This is a genomic window from Cyanobium sp. Tous-M-B4 (assembly GCF_024345395.1).
Classification (GTDB): Bacteria; Cyanobacteriota; Cyanobacteriia; order PCC-6307; family Cyanobiaceae; genus Cyanobium_A.
In genome coordinates, this window is record NZ_JAGQBA010000003.1 from 207,600 (window position 1) to 224,668 (window position 17,069).

14 protein-coding genes are annotated in these 17,069 nt (G+C 63.7%); 8 read left to right on the forward strand and 6 right to left on the reverse strand.

The window, feature by feature from the left end:
- Window positions 1-42: 42 nt before the first annotated feature.
- Window positions 43-267 carry a DUF3136 domain-containing protein gene (locus KBY73_RS07375; protein ID WP_254936440.1) on the reverse strand — a complete coding sequence of 75 codons (225 nt, stop codon included), beginning with the start codon at window positions 265-267 and terminating at the stop codon, window positions 43-45.
- 129 nt (window positions 268-396) lie between these two features.
- On the opposite strand from KBY73_RS07375, the gene pyrC reads away from it, so the two are divergent.
- The gene (gene pyrC / locus KBY73_RS07380; protein WP_254936441.1) at window positions 397-1,455 is read left to right on the forward strand and encodes a dihydroorotase; all 1,059 of its coding nucleotides are present in this window, start codon (window positions 397-399) and stop codon (window positions 1,453-1,455) included.
- On the opposite strand, the gene KBY73_RS07385 is transcribed toward pyrC, so the two are convergent.
- The gene (locus KBY73_RS07385; RefSeq protein WP_254936442.1) at window positions 1,441-3,054 is read right to left on the reverse strand and encodes a Na/Pi cotransporter family protein; all 1,614 of its coding nucleotides are present in this window, start codon (window positions 3,052-3,054) and stop codon (window positions 1,441-1,443) included. The genes pyrC and KBY73_RS07385 overlap by 15 nt on opposite strands.
- Before the next feature lie 107 nt (window positions 3,055-3,161).
- Between KBY73_RS07385 and KBY73_RS07390 the strand changes: the two genes are divergently transcribed.
- From KBY73_RS07390 to KBY73_RS07410, 5 genes are read left to right on the forward strand one after another with little or no spacing between them, the layout of a single operon-like run.
- Complete coding sequence (locus KBY73_RS07390; RefSeq protein ID WP_254936443.1) at window positions 3,162-4,274, forward strand: acetate/propionate family kinase; 1,113 nt, start codon at window positions 3,162-3,164, stop codon at window positions 4,272-4,274.
- Window positions 4,275-4,300: 26 nt separating this feature from the next.
- Window positions 4,301-5,794: a bifunctional orotidine-5'-phosphate decarboxylase/orotate phosphoribosyltransferase gene (locus KBY73_RS07395; protein WP_254936444.1), complete on the forward strand. Its 1,494-nt coding sequence runs from the start codon at window positions 4,301-4,303 to the stop codon at window positions 5,792-5,794.
- Complete coding sequence (locus tag KBY73_RS07400) at window positions 5,791-7,152, forward strand: cation:proton antiporter (RefSeq protein WP_254936445.1); 1,362 nt, start codon at window positions 5,791-5,793, stop codon at window positions 7,150-7,152. The genes KBY73_RS07395 and KBY73_RS07400 overlap by 4 nt, the downstream gene beginning before the upstream one ends.
- 39 nt (window positions 7,153-7,191) lie before the next feature.
- On the forward strand, window positions 7,192-7,407 hold the full coding sequence (locus tag KBY73_RS07405; RefSeq protein ID WP_254936446.1) for a DUF3136 domain-containing protein: 216 nt from the start codon (window positions 7,192-7,194) through the stop codon (window positions 7,405-7,407).
- Between the two features lie 40 nt (window positions 7,408-7,447).
- Entirely contained in the window at window positions 7,448-10,582 is a 3,135-nt protein-coding gene (locus KBY73_RS07410; RefSeq protein ID WP_254936447.1) for an efflux RND transporter permease subunit, read from the forward strand.
- On the opposite strand, the gene KBY73_RS07415 is transcribed toward KBY73_RS07410, so the two are convergent.
- Complete coding sequence (locus tag KBY73_RS07415) at window positions 10,554-11,270, reverse strand: potassium channel family protein (RefSeq protein ID WP_254936448.1); 717 nt, start codon at window positions 11,268-11,270, stop codon at window positions 10,554-10,556. The two genes, KBY73_RS07410 and KBY73_RS07415, sit on opposite strands and share 29 nt — an antisense overlap.
- Before the next feature lie 161 nt (window positions 11,271-11,431).
- Between KBY73_RS07415 and KBY73_RS07420 the strand changes: the two genes are divergently transcribed.
- Window positions 11,432-11,995, forward strand: coding sequence for a heme NO-binding domain-containing protein (locus tag KBY73_RS07420; RefSeq protein ID WP_254936449.1), 564 nt, complete (start codon window positions 11,432-11,434; stop codon window positions 11,993-11,995).
- The gene (locus tag KBY73_RS07425) at window positions 11,992-12,990 is read left to right on the forward strand and encodes a diguanylate cyclase domain-containing protein (RefSeq protein WP_254936450.1); all 999 of its coding nucleotides are present in this window, start codon (window positions 11,992-11,994) and stop codon (window positions 12,988-12,990) included. The genes KBY73_RS07420 and KBY73_RS07425 overlap by 4 nt, the downstream gene beginning before the upstream one ends.
- 45 nt (window positions 12,991-13,035) lie before the next feature.
- On the opposite strand, the gene bchL is transcribed toward KBY73_RS07425, so the two are convergent.
- The 3 genes from bchL to KBY73_RS07440 form a co-directional block, all read right to left on the reverse strand.
- The gene (bchL, locus tag KBY73_RS07430) at window positions 13,036-13,935 is read right to left on the reverse strand and encodes a ferredoxin:protochlorophyllide reductase (ATP-dependent) iron-sulfur ATP-binding protein (protein WP_106501518.1); all 900 of its coding nucleotides are present in this window, start codon (window positions 13,933-13,935) and stop codon (window positions 13,036-13,038) included.
- A gap of 146 nt (window positions 13,936-14,081) precedes the next feature.
- Window positions 14,082-15,752, reverse strand: coding sequence for a ferredoxin:protochlorophyllide reductase (ATP-dependent) subunit B (locus tag KBY73_RS07435; RefSeq protein WP_254936451.1), 1,671 nt, complete (start codon window positions 15,750-15,752; stop codon window positions 14,082-14,084).
- 22 nt (window positions 15,753-15,774) lie between these two features.
- The gene (locus tag KBY73_RS07440) at window positions 15,775-17,037 is read right to left on the reverse strand and encodes a ferredoxin:protochlorophyllide reductase (ATP-dependent) subunit N (RefSeq protein ID WP_254936656.1); all 1,263 of its coding nucleotides are present in this window, start codon (window positions 17,035-17,037) and stop codon (window positions 15,775-15,777) included.
- Window positions 17,038-17,069: the final 32 nt, after the last annotated feature.

Sequence of the window (17,069 nt, forward strand, 5' to 3'; positions counted from 1 at the left end):
GCGTCAAGTCGACAAGCACGAAGGGTTCACACCGCCAAGGATTCACACCGATTCGGTTACCTCGCGTTTGAGCAGGGCGTAGAGATAGTCGGGTGCCTTGTAACGGGTGGGTAGGCAGGAGTGGAGCAGGCTGAGTCGGTCCCAGGCCACGGTGCGCTTGATCGCCTCCAAACTGCGCCCTTCCCGGATCAGTAGCCGTAGGGCCTTGCAGCAGCCGGAGTAACCAGCTTCCAATTCTCCGATCGTGGGTTTGGGGGCAACGGTCATGCTGGGAAAGTTCGGAAGGAAGCCCGCCGACGAACTCGATACAACGCTAAACAGAGGGTTGTGTGCCCGCGGCAACAATGCCGTCCAGACACGAATCCTTACCAGTTCCACCACCACCGATCCCGCGCCATGCCAAGCCAGCAGCTGAGCCTGCGTCAACCCGATGACTGGCATGTGCATCTGCGGGATGGCTCCATGCTCCAAGCCGTCGCCCTGGCTACGGCCCGCCAGTTCGCCCGGGCGATCGTGATGCCAAACCTGAGCCCGCCTGTCACTACTGCTGCGGCAGCCGAGGCCTATCGCCGCCGCATCCGCGAAGCCTTGCCCGACGGCAGTCGCTTCGAACCACTGCTGACGGCGTACCTCACCGATGCCATTGATCCCGCCGAAATCGAACGGGGCTTCCGCCAGGGGGCCTGGGTGGCCTGCAAGCTCTACCCAGCCCATGCCACCACCAATTCAGCCGCTGGCGTCAGCTCAATCGAGGCGATCACGCCCGTGCTCGACACCCTCGAGCGCATCGGCATGCCCTTGCTGATCCACGGCGAAGTAACCAGCGCCGATATCGACATTTTTGACCGGGAGGCGGTATTCATCGAGCGCCACCTGGAGCCCCTACTGGGGCGCCACCCCGGCCTGAAGGTGGTGCTTGAGCACATCACCACCAGTGATGCGGTTGATTTTGTGCGTAGCGGGCCGGGCAACCTGGCGGCCACGATCACGCCCCACCACCTGCACATCAACCGCAACGCCATGTTTGCCGGCGGCCTGCGGCCCGACCTCTACTGCCTGCCGGTGGCCAAGCGGGAACTGCACCGGATCGCCCTGCGGGGCGCCGCCACCTCCGGCAACCCGAAGTTCTTCCTGGGCACCGATTCCGCACCCCATGCCCGCACTGCCAAGGAAGCGGCCTGCGGCTGCGCTGGCATCTTCAATGCCCCATTTGCGCTGGAGAGCTACGCGGCGGTATTTGAGCAGGAGAACGCCCTGGAGAGGCTGGAGGCCTTCGCCTCAGAGTTTGGGCCCCGGTTTTACGGGCTACCGCTCAACGAGACCAAGGTCACCCTGGAGCGGCAGCCCCTGGAGGTACCCAGCCGGCTCCACCTCAATGATGCGGCCGGCACCGCCGTCGAACTGGTGCCCTTCCATGCTGGAGAAACCCTGCCCTGGCGGCTAGTGCAGCCCTGAGCCACCGAGGTGGTAGCAGGCCCGCCCCAGGTGCTGGCTCACCCGCTGCAGCCAGCGAATCGCCTCCAGCCGGGCCGTACCGGCATCGACATTCAGCTCGCCCCTGGCCACCACTGCCAGCACCTCCTGGCGGTATGGCCCGACACGGCGATGTAACTCCTGGGCACAGGCGCTGACCAGGGCGCTGGCTTGAGCCCAGTGGCCCTGCTGCACCAGCACGGGCAGCTGCTCAAGGGTGGCCAGGAGCTTCTGGCGCTCGCTAGCCAAACTCGGGCTTGTGGCTGCGGTGCGCAGGCGGTCCTGCTCCTCTTCACAACGCTCATGTAGGCGCTGAAGATGATCAAGACCATGCAGCAGGTGGAGCAGGGCCTCCCTTACCGCTTCATCGCTGCCCGGATGCGGCCCCGGCGCCAAGTGGATCTGATCGAGATAAAGCTGGAGTCGATCTAAATCGGCCTGCAGCACAGCCAGCCGCTGAGCGCCTGAGGCGGGCCTGCCGTTGCCCCTAGCCAGCCCATCGCTCAGCAACTGGAGCATTTCCAGCAGACACGCCTGCAGGGACTGGCGGGCCAGGCCGATGGCAGCAGCGGGCTCGGCCGGCGGCGTGTCAGCCAGATCATCGATCAGGCGTCCCTCCCCCGGCCGCACCACCCGCCGGATCAGGGCGGCAAATGGCGCGGTGAACGGCAGCACAAGCAGCACACCAAGCAGGTTGAAACCGGTGTGGAAAGCGGTGAGAGCAAATTCAGGGTCCTGCTGGCTCAGGGCTGGCCAACCCAGCCGTAGCAGCGCCAGGTAGGCCGGCAGCAGCAGGAAGGCCCCGATCGCGGTGAGGAGGTTGAAGATCACATGAGCCGCCGCGGTGCGGCGGGCGCTGAGGCTGGCGCCAAGCGAGGCCATCACGGCGGTGACGGTAGTTCCCACATCCATGCCGATCACCAGGGCACAGGCCTGGGGCAGGCCAATAACCCCGCTCGCCAAGGCCGCCAGGGTGGTGGCCACCCCCGCCCCCGAAGATTGGGTGATCACCGTGCTGAGCAGACCAAGCAGCAGCAACTGCAGCCGCCCCCCCGGCAGGGAAGCATCAAAGCGGGCCGGATCAAGCAGCAACCCCTGACCAGCCAGCGCCTCCTGCAGCGCGTCAATACCCAAAAACAGCAGCGCTAGCCCAGCCAAGGCCTGGCCCAGCAGCGCCTGGCGGCCGCGGCCCAGCAGCCGCAGGCCGGCCCCCACCAGCAGCAGCGGCAGCATCACCCCGGCCAGCTCAAACTTGATGCCGAAAAGGGCCACCAGCCAGCCCAGGCCCGTGCTGCCCACGTTGGCGCCGAAGATGATGCCCAGGGACGACTGGAAGCTGAGCAGCCCAGCGCTGACAAAACCCACCGTGGCCACGGTGGTGGCGGTTGAAGATTGCACTAGTGCCGTACCGATCGCCCCAGCGGCGGCACCGCTCCAGGGGGATCGGGTGAAGCGCAGCAGGGCCTGACGCAGGCTGTTGCCCGCCAGGCTGCGCAAGGCCTCCGTCATCAAGCCCATCCCCAGCAAAAACAGTCCCAGACCGCCGGCAGCGTTGAACAGGGAACTGCCGGAGAGCGTCATGGGGGTGTCATGGGCGCCAGCGGCTACTTGAGCCAGGGACTGGCATCTATGGCGGCTCTAACGCAGACTTGCCAGGCTATGCCCAATCCAGGCCTGCACCCGATCGCATGACCCACGCCCTGGTGGTGAACACGGGCAGCTCCAGCGTCAAGCTGGCCCTCTGCGATGCGAGCGGCCGACGGCTCTGGCAGGAGCAGCGCAGCTGGGGTCTTCCCCAAGCGGATTCGGGCAGCCAGCAACTGGCTGAACTGCTGGAGCAGTGGCTCTCCCCCCTGCTCGCGGCCCTTGAGCCCCTACCCCAGCTTGTAATTCACCGGATCGTGCACGGTGGTGCCCACTTCAGCGCTCCCACCCTGCTGAGCTCGCAGGTGCTGGCGGAGCTGGCAAACCTGGTGCCCCTGGCCCCGCTGCACAACGGCCCAGCGCTGGAGGCAATCAACTGGCTGCAAGGCCAACTCGAGGGTCAACTGGAGGGCAGCGCCATCCAGCAGTGGGCCTGCTTCGACACCGCCTTCCACGCCAGCCTCAGCGAAGCTGCCTCCACCTACGCCATACCGGCGCCTTGGCGCCAGCAGGGCCTGCGCCGCTTCGGCTTCCATGGCCTAAACCACCAGCACGTGGGCGAAACGGTGGCAGCCCGAGAGCCAGACATACGCCGCCTGATCAGCTGCCAGCTCGGCGCCGGCTGCTCCCTCTGCGCGATCGAAATCGATCCCCAGGGCCAGCCGCGCAGCGTCGACACCACGATGGGCTTCACGCCGCTCGAGGGACTGGTGATGGCCAGCCGCAGCGGCAGCGTGGATCCAGGGCTGCTGCTGCACCTGCTGCGCCAGGGCATTGGCGTCTCCGAACTGGATACGGCCCTTAACCGCCAGAGCGGCCTGCTGGGTCTATCCGAGCACAGCGGAGACATGCGGGAGCTGCGCCTCCAGGCTGGCGAGGGCCACCGGGGCGCCCAGCTGGCAATCGCGGTGTTCCGCCACCGGCTACTGCAAGGGATTGGGGCCATGGCAGCCAGCCTCGGAGGAGTGGAGGCCATCGCCCTCAGCGGCGGTATCGGCGAACACGACGACGCCCTCGCCACCGAACTGGAGCAGGCCCTGGCCTGGTTGCCCGGGCTGCGCTGGCTGCGGGTGGCCGCCGATGAGGAAGGGTTGATGGTGCGGCTGATTGCAAAGAGCTGTGTCACCAGCCGGCGGACAGGCCAACGGCTGGCTTAACAACGAGCCCAAACAGCCTGCGGGCGATGGGCTTCTTCGTCAAACTCACCGATGCCATCGCCGACCGCCAGTCGCTGCTGGTTACCGGGCTTGATCCCAACCCGGAGATGTTGCAGAGCTGGGCAGCGAGGCGGGGCCTAGCGGGCCGCTCCTTCCTCAGCCAGGCCCGCCATTGGATCAAGGCGGTGATCGAGGCCACAGCGCCCCATGTGTGCGCCTACAAGCCCAGCCTTGGTTTTTATCAGGCCCTTGGGCCGGTGGGACTGGAGCTGCTGCTGGAGGTGCGCGACCTGGTGCCCCGCGATCTCCCCCTGATCATCGACGCCAAACACGGCGACCTCAACTCCTCCTCTGCCCTGGCCCACTACCTGTTCAAAGATCTGGGCGCCGATGCGGTGACCCTCTCCCCCCTGGCTGGCCAGGACATCGCTGCCCCCTTCCTGCTCTATCCAGACAAGGCCGTGGTGATGACCTGCCACAGCTCAAACCAGGCGGCGCGCCAGATCCAGCACTACCCGAATGAGGAGACACCTCTCTACCTGCAGATTGTGCGCGAGACCCAGCTGTGGGCCACCCCGGACCAGCTGTTGCTGGAGGTGGGAACCAGTGATCCGCTAATCCTGGCGCGGGTGCGGGCCGAAGCGCCCGAGCGCTTCTTGATCCTGCGCAGCCTCTGGGGGGAAGAGGAAAAGCTCGACGCCATGCTGCAGGCCGGCCTGGGGGCCGCCGCCGATGGGCTGCTGCTGCCCCTACCTCAAAACCTGCTGGTAGAAGACGACATGGCCAGTCGAGCCGAGGCGCTCAAACAGCAGATCACGGCAAAGCGGCACCAGTGGCTGGAAAATCACGACAAAGGCAACGCTGATACCTGTGCCCTGTGGCTACCTGAGAAGCAACCAAGCGCCGACCCGCTCGAGAGCCTGATTGTTGATCTGTTCGACATCGGCTGCCTGCTATTCGGCGATTACGTACAAGCCTCGGGCGCGGTCTTCAATTACTACGTCGATCTGCGCCAGATCATCTCCGACCCAAACCTGTTCCACCGAGTGCTCCACGCCTATGCCGGCAAGCTGCAGGGCCTCGAATTTGACCGCATCGCCGGCATCCCCTACGGCTCCTTGCCCACCGCCACTGGGCTTTCACTGCAACTGCACAAGCCGCTGATCTATCCCCGCAAGGAGGTAAAGGCCCATGGCGCCCGGCGCCTGATCGAGGGCGACTTTGAGGAGGGCGACCGGGTGGTGGTGGTAGACGACATCTTGATCACAGGCGGCAGCGTCCTAGAGGGCATCGGCAAGCTGGAGAGCTCGGGCCTGACGGTGCAGGACGTGGTGGTGTTCATCGACCATGGCGGCGACCATGACCGCCGCGCCCGGGAGCGTCTGGCGGCGGCGGGCTACAGCTGCCATTCCGTGCTGGACATCGCCCAGATCACCGCTGTGCTGCAGCGGGCCAGCCGGCTCAGCGATGCCCAGGCCGCGAGCCTCGGCTCAGCCCATGCCAACTCAGCCCAGCCGTGATCGCGACCCTCTTTGCCCAGGCACCCCTCTTTGCTCAGGCACCAGGTCTTAATGGAGTGCCCTTGGAGGGCCAGCTGCTGTTTATCGGCCTGCTGTTTCTAGGCACCTTGGCGATCAGCCGGTTCTCTGTCCAGATCGGAATCCCGGCGATTCTCGGGGTGCTGCTGCTGGGCCTAGCTATCAACATCAAAAGTCTCAACGTCTCCCACGAACAGGCCGAAAGCCTGCATGTATTCGCCCTGGCCCTGCTGCTTTTTTATGCGGGGCTGAAAACGGATATCAAAACTATCCGGGGCTTTTTGGAATATGGCCTGGCCCTTGCGGTAGGCGGTGTCGCGATTGCCACGGGTCTGCTGGCCGGCCTGATCTGGCTGCTTTCTTCCGCTGGTGGAAACCAACTGGCACCAGGACTCAGCAACGCCATGCCCCTGGGGGCCGCCCTACTGATTGCCGCCTGCCTGGGCTCCACCGATGCCGGAGCCACCATCAACGTGCTGAGCTCGGTGCGGCACCTGGTGCCAGAACGGCTCAAGCACCTGCTCGAATTCGAATCCTCGGTCAATGACCCAACGGCCCTGCTGCTATTCGGGTTGATCGTGGGGCTGTTCAGCACCTCCAGCGCCGGCGCCAACCTCGAGCAAGCAGCACCTGTAGTAGTGATGCTCAACGGCCTGCGCAGCTTCGTACAACAGGTAGGCGGCGGCCTAGTCATAGGAGCACTGTTTGGCTATGTGGCCAAATTCGTAATCAATGAACTGGCCCACGACAAATCCCAGCTACTAATTGTGGCCATGTCCATTGCCTTTGTAGACTATGGCTGTAGCTACTTTCTAGGCGGTTCCGGATTAATTTCGGTCTACATCACTGGAGTGATGATGACCAACATGATCTACCGCCAAGCCGATATCAACCATGAATCGATTCAGGAGGTGCTGCTGCCCTTCAACACCATGGCTGAGATCTGTATCTTTTTACTATTTGGTCTGCTGGTGAATCCAAGCAGCCTGGTTCCCGCCCTGCCTGTGGGCTTGATAACCGCGGCGGTGTTGATGCTGGTGGTGAGACCAATCAGCGTCTTGATGTTCCAACCCCTCTCCCCCTTCCGCTGGAAAGACAGCGTGCTGATTTCTTGGTGTGGCCTAAGGGGGGCAGTGCCTTTGGCCCTCTCTTACAGCGCGGTCGATCAGATCAACCACCTACGCGGTGTTGACCCAGGCTCCGTCATTGCCCTAGCCCACAACGCCCAAAGCATCGTATTCGTTGTGGTGCTGATCAACCTGCTAGCCCAAGGCCTCACCCTGCCGCGGCTCTGCCGCCGGCTCAACCTGATCTCAGCGCCACCTGAAGCCGTAGGGTGATTGGTGCGTCTTTGCAACTCCTGGACGCCCACCCGTGCGATGAGCAGCAGTCAGGGACTCACCATCGGGGAACTCGAAGCCAATTATTCGCTTTATTGCAAGGCCCTGAGGCTGCTTCTAAAGGAGGGAAAAACCGTAGCCGCCATTCAGCGCACCGTCTGCTGGAGCCGTTTGGAGCAACTGCATATCTGCTTGCCTAGTCGCTATAAATCGCCTGACTATCTCTGCGTTGTGCTGAAGCGCGATCTCGGCTGATCATTCATCCCGGCCCGAGCAGCCCAACGCAAAGGCTCCCATGAAATCGATCTCAGATCCCTTTCTGCGCCGGCCCGTGCTCACCCTGGTGGTGAGTCTGCTGGTGCTGTTGACAGGGCTGGTGTGTTTACCGCTGCTGCAGGTGGAAAACCTGCCGCCGATTGCTCCCAGCCGAGTCACGGTGCGGGCCACCTACCCAGGTGCCGGCCCAGAGGTGGTGGAGCAGGGGGTCACCGCCCTGCTGGAGCAACAGCTCAACGGCCTCGAGCGGCTCGACAGCATCCGCTCCACCAGCTCAGCCAACGGCAGCTCCATCACCCTGGGATTCGAGGGCGGCGACCCCGAGCTCAACCAGATCAACACCCAGAACGAAGTGGCGGTGGTGACTCGCCAGCTGCCAGCACCGGTGGCGCGCTTCGGGGTGCAGGTGCGGCGCAGCTCCGACGACCTGCTGATGATTCTCAGCTTCAGTGCCGATCCCAAGCTCTATGGCGAAACCTTTTTGAGCGGCTGGCTCGACCAGGTGGTGAAAGAGAAGCTGCAGCGGGTGCCTGGGGTGGGCAACGTCACCCTTGCAGGTGGAAATAGCCTGGCCTTCAGGCTCTGGCTCAACCCGGCTCATCTCGAGGAGCGCGGCCTCACCATTACCGATGTGCGCACGGCCCTGCAACAGCAAAACGTGCTGGCTGCCTTGGGTCAAATGGGTGAAGCCCCCAGCCCCAACGGCCAGGAGCTCACCCTGCCGCTGCGCATGGAGGGGCGCCTGCGCAGTCCGGCGGAATTTGAGCAGCTGGTGGTGGCCCGCAGCGCTAATGGAGGCGTCACCCTGCTGCGGGATGTGGGCCGAGTGAGCCTGGGCAGCGAGAGCTACGACACGATCGCCACCAACCTGCAAGGCAGACCAGCGGTAGCCGTGCTGATCAACCAGCGCGACGGCAGCAACGCCATCGCCGTTAGCAAAGCTGTGAATGCAGCCCTCGATGAGCTTGCACCCCAATTTCCGCCCGGGGTGGATCAGCAGTTGATTGTTGATGAGGCCGACTTTGTGCGCGGCAGCATCCAGGGCACCCTCGACAGCCTGCGCGATGCGGTGTTGCTGGTGTTCTTGGTGCTACTTCTTGGCCTTGGCAACAGCCGCCTGGCCCTGATTACAGCTACCGCAGTGCCAGTGGCCTTGATCGGCTCGTTGAGCGTGCTGAAGCTTGCCGGCCAATCGCTCAACACCCTCACCCTGTTTGGCTTGGTGCTGGCCTCTGGGCTGGTGGTGGACGACGCCATCGTGGTGAGCGAGGACATTGGCCGCCGGCTGGAGGCTGGCAAGCCGCCCCTACAAGCCGCCCGCGAAGCCATGGCCGAGCTGGGCGGGGCCGTGGTAGCCACCTCCCTAGCCCTGGTGGTGGTGTTCATCCCGGTGCTGGGCCTGGGGGGCAGCTTGGGCCGGCTGTACGCGCCGATCGCAATCACGATCAGCGGCGCCATCGCCTTCTCCACCCTGAATGCCCTGAGCTTCACGCCGGTAGCCGGCAGCCGACTACTAAACCCCGAGCGCCGCGAACCGGCCTGGTTGCTGCGTTGGATCGACCCGCCGCGGCGCTGGCTCGAGGGACTGGAGGTGCCCTACGAGCGCTGGCTGGCTTGGACTATGAAGCGGCGGCGGCTGGTGATGTCCCTGCTGCTGGCTGGCCTAATGATCACGGGATTCGCCCTGCAAGCCCTGCCCAAGGCCTTCATTCCCCAGGAGGACAACGGTCAGCTGCGGGGAGTTGTGATTCTGGCTGATGGCCTCGGATTGCAGCAGACCCAACGGGTGCTGGAGCAGGTGCGCCAGGTGGTGGCCGACGAGCCGCTGATCACTCGAGCCACCTTCTATGCAGGGCGCTCCTTTGGGGACAGCAGCCCTAATAAGGGCATCTTCTACCTGCGTTTGGCGCCGATCGAGCAGCGCCGTAGCGCCGAGGCAGCTACTCGGGCCGTGGGACAGAGACTCAATGGCGAGTTGCGCCGCCGCATCACCGGTGCAGTGGTACAGCTCAGCGAGGCCCCCTCTGTGCGCGGTTTTAGTGCTGAAGGCGGGCTCGAGCTCGAACTGCTGGACAACAGCAACGGGCAACTCAGCCTCTCTGACTTCGAGCAGCAAGCCCAGGCCTTCATCCGCGCCGCCCAAGCCACCAATCGCTTTGAACGGGTTTCAACCCGCTTTACCGCCGGTGCCCCCCTGGTGCAGCTTGTGCCAGATCGGCTGCAGATGGCCTCCCTTGGGGTGGATCTCAGCACCGTGGTGGACACCCTCGGAGCCAGCTTCGGCAGTGACTACGTCAATGACAGCTTTGAGAGTGACCAGGTGCGCAAGGTAATCGTGCAGCTTGACGGCGCCTCGCGCCGCAGCGCCGATGACGTGCTCGCTCTGCAGGTGAAAACCCGTGACGGCCAGCTGATCCCCCTGGCCCAATTGGTGCGAGTCGAACAAGAAACAGGTCCTACCTCGATCAATCACACCCGGCTGGTGCGTTCGATCAGCATCCGGGCCCTGCCCCGCCCTGGCGTAAGCAGTGGCCAAGCCATGGCCAGCCTGATGGAAGTGCAGCGGCAGCTCGGCGGCAGTACCGAATTGGAATGGGCCGGCCTGGCTCGGGAAGAGTCACGCGCCGGTGGCGGAAACCTGCGGGTGTTTGCCCTAGCGATCCTGGTGATGGTTTTGGTGCTAGCAGCCCTCTACGACAACTTTGCCGACCCCTTGATCATCCTGGTGACCGTGCCCCTAGCCATGCTGGGGGCCATCGGCGGCCTGATGCTGCGGGGCCTGCCCCTGGACGTTTATGGACAGATGGGCTTGCTGGTGCTGGTGAGCCTGGCCGCCAAGAATGGCATCTTGATCGTGGAGTTTGCCAACCAGCGCATGGCCGAAGGACTGGATCTAGACACGGCGATCCGAGGCGCCGCCATCGCCCGCCTACGGCCGATCCTGCTTACGGCCATTTCCTCACTGGCGGGCTTCGTGCCCCTGCTGCTGGCCAGCGGCTTCGGTTCAGGTAGCCGGGTGAGTATCGGCACGGTGGTGTTTTCAGGGCTACTTGTAGCCACCGTCCTCAGCCTGTTCGCGGTGCCGGTGGTTTACCGGATCGTCAAGGGCTGGGAGTTGGGCAACCCTAAGGCTGCTGGCTTTCCTGCACCGTAAGACGGCTGATCAACACCCCCATCACTGCGGCCACATAAAACGTGCCCGCTATGGCGATGGCCACGCTCACCATCTGGGCTTGGGGGCTCTCGGGAATCACGTCGCCGTAGCCCATCGTGGTGAGGCTGACGAAGGCAAAGTAATTGAGTCGCACAAAATTGAGGCCCCACACCGGGCTGCTCTGGCCCATATCCTGCGCCGACAAGTTCACGTTGCTGAAGCTGGCCGGATCAATCGTCTCCAGGGCACAACAGAGCAAGCCTGCTGCCAAGCCGAGCATCAGATAGCCCGCCAGCGCCCCCCGCAACACCACATCCGACACCCGTCGCTCCTGGGCCAGGCCCCTGATTAGGCGGATAGCACTCCAACCGCTGAATAAGGCCCACAGCGCAATCACCGGGATACCGGTGCTGCGCAGCTCCAGCGGAGTGAAATACCAGAGCAGACCAACAGCAATGGCCGCAACTCCCAGCCCCTTGAATAACCGCCGCGGGAGTATTCCGAACTGCAGGCTGCCAGTGGGATTACCCAGGCCCCGGATCATCACAATAGCCATCAGTAGATAGCCCAAGGAGGAAAGACGATTCCAAGGTTGGGGCAGGGTGAAGGTGATCAGCACCAACAGACAGACGATCAGCAGCTGGCCGTAGCTCTGCTGGCGTGGGGGCTGAGCAAGGGGCTTGGGCATGTCCAGGGAGGGCATGGTGGTGGCGACGCGAGAATGGATCAGCGGCAGATCGGGCTCCCGCCTTTGCGCCTGTCACAACTCCCCACTAGTTTTCAGGCTTCAAAAACCTATTTCCCTAGTAACACTACTAGCATCGACCAACAAAAGAATCGCCCCTCTACGTGTACGGCCTGGTAAATCAAGCAATCCAGGACATGATATGTGTGAACCACGGCCAGGAGGCCTGGACCAACGTGCGCCTACGCGCGGAGGTCGCGGTGGACCACTTTGAAGGCATGGAGCCCTATCCCGACGACCTCACCCACCGGCTGGTGATGGCTGCGAGCGTCGAACTGGGTGAATCCCCCCATGCGCTGCTGCGCGCCTTTGGCGAGTTCTGGGTGACGTACACCGCAGCCCAGGGCTATGGCCCGCTGATGGAGATGGCCGGCTCCAACCTGCCAGAGTTTCTACGCAACCTCGACGACCTCCACGCCCGGGTGGGGGTGAATTTCCCCCAGCTGGTGCCGCCCAGCTTCGACACCGAGGAGCCCGAGGAGGGCACCATGCATCTCCATTACCACTCCCAACGCCAGGGCTTGGCGCCGATGGTGATCGGCCTGGTGGAGGGCCTGGGCGATCGCTTTGCAACGCCAGTGCAGGTGGAGCAGCTGGCCTGGCGCAGCGAGGGGGCCGACCACGACGTGTTTGCCGTGCGCTATGAGGATCAGGCTGATCAGCCATGACCTTGGCACCATCGGCGGAGCGTTTCCCCGAGCTGTTTCCGTTCCACCTGGCGGTGGATGCCGACCTGGTGATCCGCCAGCTCGGACCAGCCCTGCTGCGACTGCTAGGCAACCAGGTATGTGGAGCACCCCTGAGCCAACACGTGCAGTGGCTGCGGCCCCGGCTCAGCGAGCCCAGTCTGGCTGGGCTGCACCAACGCGGCTCGAAGCTCACGGTGCTGCAGTTGCTGGATCTGCCGCTACAGCTCAAGGGGCAGGTGCTGGTGGATGGCCAGCATGCGTTTTTTCTTGGCACCCCCGTGGTGCACAAGATGGCGCAGCTCAACGCGCTCGGCATCCGCCTCAGCGACATGGCCCACCACGACGGCCTAGCCGATTCCCTTGTGATGCTCCAGACCAAGGAAATGACCATTGCCGATCTGGTGCAGCGGCGCACCCAGGATCTGGAGCGACTGGCCACCCAGGATGCCCTCACCGGCGTGGGCAACCGGCTGCTGTTTAATCGCGAGTTGCCGGCCGATCTGGACGAGCACCGGCAGACCGGACAGCCCATGGCCCTGCTGCTGCTCGATGTCGACCTCTTCAAGCGATTCAATGATGCCCACGGCCATCTGGCCGGGGATGCCTGTCTCAGGGCCGTGGCCCAACGCCTGGTCGACCTGGCCGGCCGCGGTGGCGATCGCGTATTTCGCTACGGAGGCGAGGAGTTTGCGATCCTGCTGCCACAAACGGGCATCCAAGGAGCCCGGCTGCTGGCCGAGCGGATTGTGCACGGATTCGCCTCCTCCCCCCTGCAACCTGAAGACTCTGACCAGCGCCACTTGATCACGGTGAGCGTTGGCTTGGCTTGCTTTGACCCCAGTGAGCCGCAGGGCCAGCAAAGCCCGGCAGACCAGGAGACCAGCCAAATGGCCACCAACTTGATCTCCCGCGCCGATAAGGCCCTCTATCAGGCCAAAGATGCCGGCCGAAGCCGCTTCGTGAGCCTGGTCTGAGGCGGCTCAGACCAGATCTTCAGTCGAAGCTGTCAGTTGAGAGAATCAGTCGAAGCCGAGCAGGTCGAAAATCTCCCGATCCTTAAGGGATTCGGCCTCCAAGGGCTCGACGTCGTCGAGCATCCGCTGGGCCAGGTTCAAATATTCCTGCTGAACAGCATCCACTTCCGGTGTGCTTTCCATCTCGAAGATGGTGCACTTCTTGAGGCGGGATTTACGAATCGCGTCCACGGTCTTGAAATGGGCCATGGTGCGCAGCCCCGTGCGGGCATTGAACTTGTCGATTTCGTCGGTCTCCTCAGAGCGGTTGGCGATCACACCACCGAGACGCACCTTGTAGTTCTTGGCCTTGGCATTAATGGCCTGCATGATCCGGTTCATCGCGAAGATCGAATCGAAATCATTGGCAGTAACAATCAGGCAGTAGTGGGCGTGCTGAAGCGGTGCAGCAAAGCCACCACACACCACATCTCCCAACACATCAAAGATCACCACATCGGTTTCTTCGAGCAGGTGGTGCTCCTTGAGCAATTTCACCGTCTGACCTGTGACATAGCCACCGCATCCAGTACCCGCCGGCGGACCACCAGACTCCACACACATCACGCCGTTGTAACCCTCAAACACAAAGTCTTCGGGCCGCAACTCCTCTGTATGAAAGTCCACCGTTTCGAGAATATCGATCACGGTGGGCACCATCCTCTTGGTGAGGGTGAAAGTACTGTCGTGCTTGGGATCGCAACCGATCTGCAGCACCCGCTTGCCCAGCTTCGAAAAGGCCGCCGAAAGGTTTGAAGAGGTAGTCGATTTACCGATCCCACCTTTGCCATAAACCGCCAGCACTAAGGCACCTTCCTCGATAGCCATGGTGGGATCAAGGTGTACCTGCACACTGCCCTCGCCATCAGGCTTGGAAGTAGCTGGAGGATTGAGTGTTGTGGTCATTGAAGTTGGGGAAACAGGAAAGATCGGAACTGAAACTCTTAGCTAAATAATTTAGGACCGTAAGGCTTAGTCCTTGACTTTTGGAATCAGTGAAGGAGCGTCAGGGTCACCCCCGCAGCGCGGGCCTGCTATTGCCATCCAACCCATCATGGAGCGAAATGGGCCTTGGCCTCATAAAGGGCTTCGCTGTCGATCAGAGCTAGGCCCTGCTCGCGGGCGTAGGCCTCCGTGTTTTTACGCACCTTGCCCCGCACAAAGAAGGGGATCTTGGCCAGCTCAGCTTCACCATCCGGGCTCCAAACGATCACCCCATCACCGGGAATGCTGGCTGGCGCAGTGTCATTAGCTTGGGGAGCAGCAGTTGCTGTAGCAGTGACCGTGGCCGTGACCGTGGCCGTGGCCGTAGAGGTGGGGTGCTTGGCGGGGGCACTGGCACCCTCTAGGTGGCTGAGGTGCCCATCCACGAATTCAAAATCGTGGCGGAACATGCCGATCAGGTGCTCCTCCAGACCCATCATCAGCGGGTGCACCCAGCTGTCGAAGATCACATTTGCCCCCTCCCAGCCCATCTGGGGCGAAGTGCGCGCTGGCACATCCTGAACGTGCAGCGGCGAGCTGATCACGGCACAGGGGATGCCGAGGCGCTTGGCGCTGTGGCGCTCCATCTGGGTGCCAAGCACCAGCTCCGGGGCCGCCTCCGCCATCGCCGCCTCCACGGCCAGGTAGTCGTCTGAGATCAACGCCTCCAGCCCCAGCTCCTGGGCGGCCGCCCGCACCTCCCGTGCCTGCTCGCGGCTGTAGCTCCCCAGGCCGACCACCTTGAAGCCCAGCTCGCGGCTAGCGATGCGGGCTGCAGCGATGGCGTGGGTGGCATCGCCAAAAATGAATACCCGCTTACCAGTGAGGTAGGTGGAGTCCACCGAACGCGAATACCAAGGCAGCCGCGAGCGCCGTTCAGCAGCGCAGGTGCCGTCGGCTGCGGTTTCAAGCTCAGCGGGCAGCTCCACACCCAGCACCCCGTGCAGCTCCCGCAAAAAGGCGGCCGTAGCGCCGATACCGATCGGCACTGTCTTCACCGTCTGCATGCCGAAGCTGCGCTCCAGCCAGCTGCATACCGGACCCGCTAACTCGGGGTAGAGGCTCACGTTGGCATCAGCCGTGGGGATACGCATGAGGTCGGCCGGGCGAGCCCCCAAGGGCGCCACCACCGCCACATCAATGCCGTAGCCAGCCAGCAACTGGCTGATCTCGCGCACATCGTCGCGGCAGCGGAAACCCAGCAGGCTGGGTCCCAGCAGATTCACCCGCGGCCGCCGGCCCTCGGCACGCCAGCGAGTCGGATCGGGCTTGGGCTCGCCGGGCGGCGGCACCTGGGCCTTGAGCAGGCCTCGCACCAGTTGATAAAGGGTTTCAGCGCCGCCCCAGTTCTCCTTCTTGGAGTAGGCCGGCAGTTCCAGGCTCACCACCGGGATGCCGCCCAGGTCCATGGTCGCCGCCAGGGAGCCAGGTTGGTCCTGGATCAGTTCGGCCGTGCAGCTCTCGCCCACCAGCAGCGCCTCGGGCTGGAAGCGCTCCACGGCTGCAGCGATCGAACTCTTCACCAGCTCGGCGGTGTCGCCACCCAGGTCGCGGGCCTGGAAGGTGGTGTAGGTAACGGGCGGGCGCCGGTCGCGCCGTTCAATCATCGTGAACAGCAGATCGGCATAGGTGTCGCCCTGGGGGGCGTGCAGCACGTAGTGCACCCCCTCCATCGAGGCGGCTATGCGCATGGCACCCACGTGGGGGGGCCCTTCGTAGGTCCAGAGGGTGAGTTCCATGGCTGATTAATGAGACGGGTGGTCAGGAAAAGGAGAGTGCGGCGCGGCGGCGCAGGGAGCGGGCAAACAATTCGGCCAGATCGCCGGCCTGGTCGCAACCATGGATGGGGCTGAATACCAGCTCAATCGACCACTTGGTGGCGATTCCCTCCGCCTCCAGGGGATTGGCCAGGCCAAGGCCACACACCACAAGGTCTGGCCGCTCGGCGCGGACCCGCTCCAGCTGGCGTTCCACGTCTTGCCCCTCGGTAATACGGGAGCCAGGTGGCAACAGGGCCAGCTCCGCATCGAGCAGCTGGCGATCGAGATAGGGAGTGCCCACCTCCACCAGCTCCATGCCGCACTCGCGCTGCAGGAACCTCGCCAAGGAGAGCTCCAGCTGGGAATCGGGCAGCAGAAAAAGCCGCTTACCGGCCAGTAGCTCCCGATGGGGAGCGATGGCACGCTGTCCCCGCTCCACCAGCGGATCGAGCACCTCGGCCACCAGGGCCGGGGCCACCCCGAAGGCAGCGGCGCCCGCAGCCATCCAGGCCCGACTGCCCTCCACACCAAACGGATAGGGAGCCGTAAGCAGCTGGCCGCCGCGGCTCACTAGGGCCCTTGCCGTAGCCGAGAGGAAGGGCTGGGCCAGCAGCACCCGGGTGCCAGGCCCAATCGGGGGCAACTCGGTGGAGCGCCGCGGCGGCAAGCTCGTGACCACCGGAATACCCAGGCGACCAAAAAGCTGCACCAGCCTGTCTTCCACCGCATCGGCCAAGGTGCCGACGATCAACAGCTGGTCGACCTCGCTGCTGGGCATCAGGGGAACCATCGCCAGCAGGGCTTGGTCTTCTCCCTGGGTGAAGGTGGTTTCGATGCCGCTGCCGCTGTAGTTCAGCACCATCACCCGGCCAGCCAGCTGGGTATTGAGCCGCTCGGCAGCCTTAGCCAGATCCAGCTTGATCACCTCGCTGGGGCAGGAGCCCACCAGAAATAAGGTGCGGATTTCGGGGCGCCGCTCCAGCAGATCCTTCACCAGCCGGTCGAGCTCATCATTGGCATCGGCTAGGCCGGCCAGATCACGCTCCCCCAGAATCGCAGTGCCGAAGCGGGGTTCGGCAAAGATCATCACGCCGGCGGCGCTCTGAACCAGGTGGGCGCAGGTGCGGGAGCCCACCACTAGAAAAAAGGCATCCGGCATGCGCCGGTGCAGCCAGACAATCGAGGTGAGTCCGCAGAACACCTCCCGCTGACCGCTCTCCTTAAGGAGCTGTAGGGGCGGCTGCTCCGCCAAACCAGTTGTCATGTCACCAATCACCGAAGACGCGCCCATCCAGG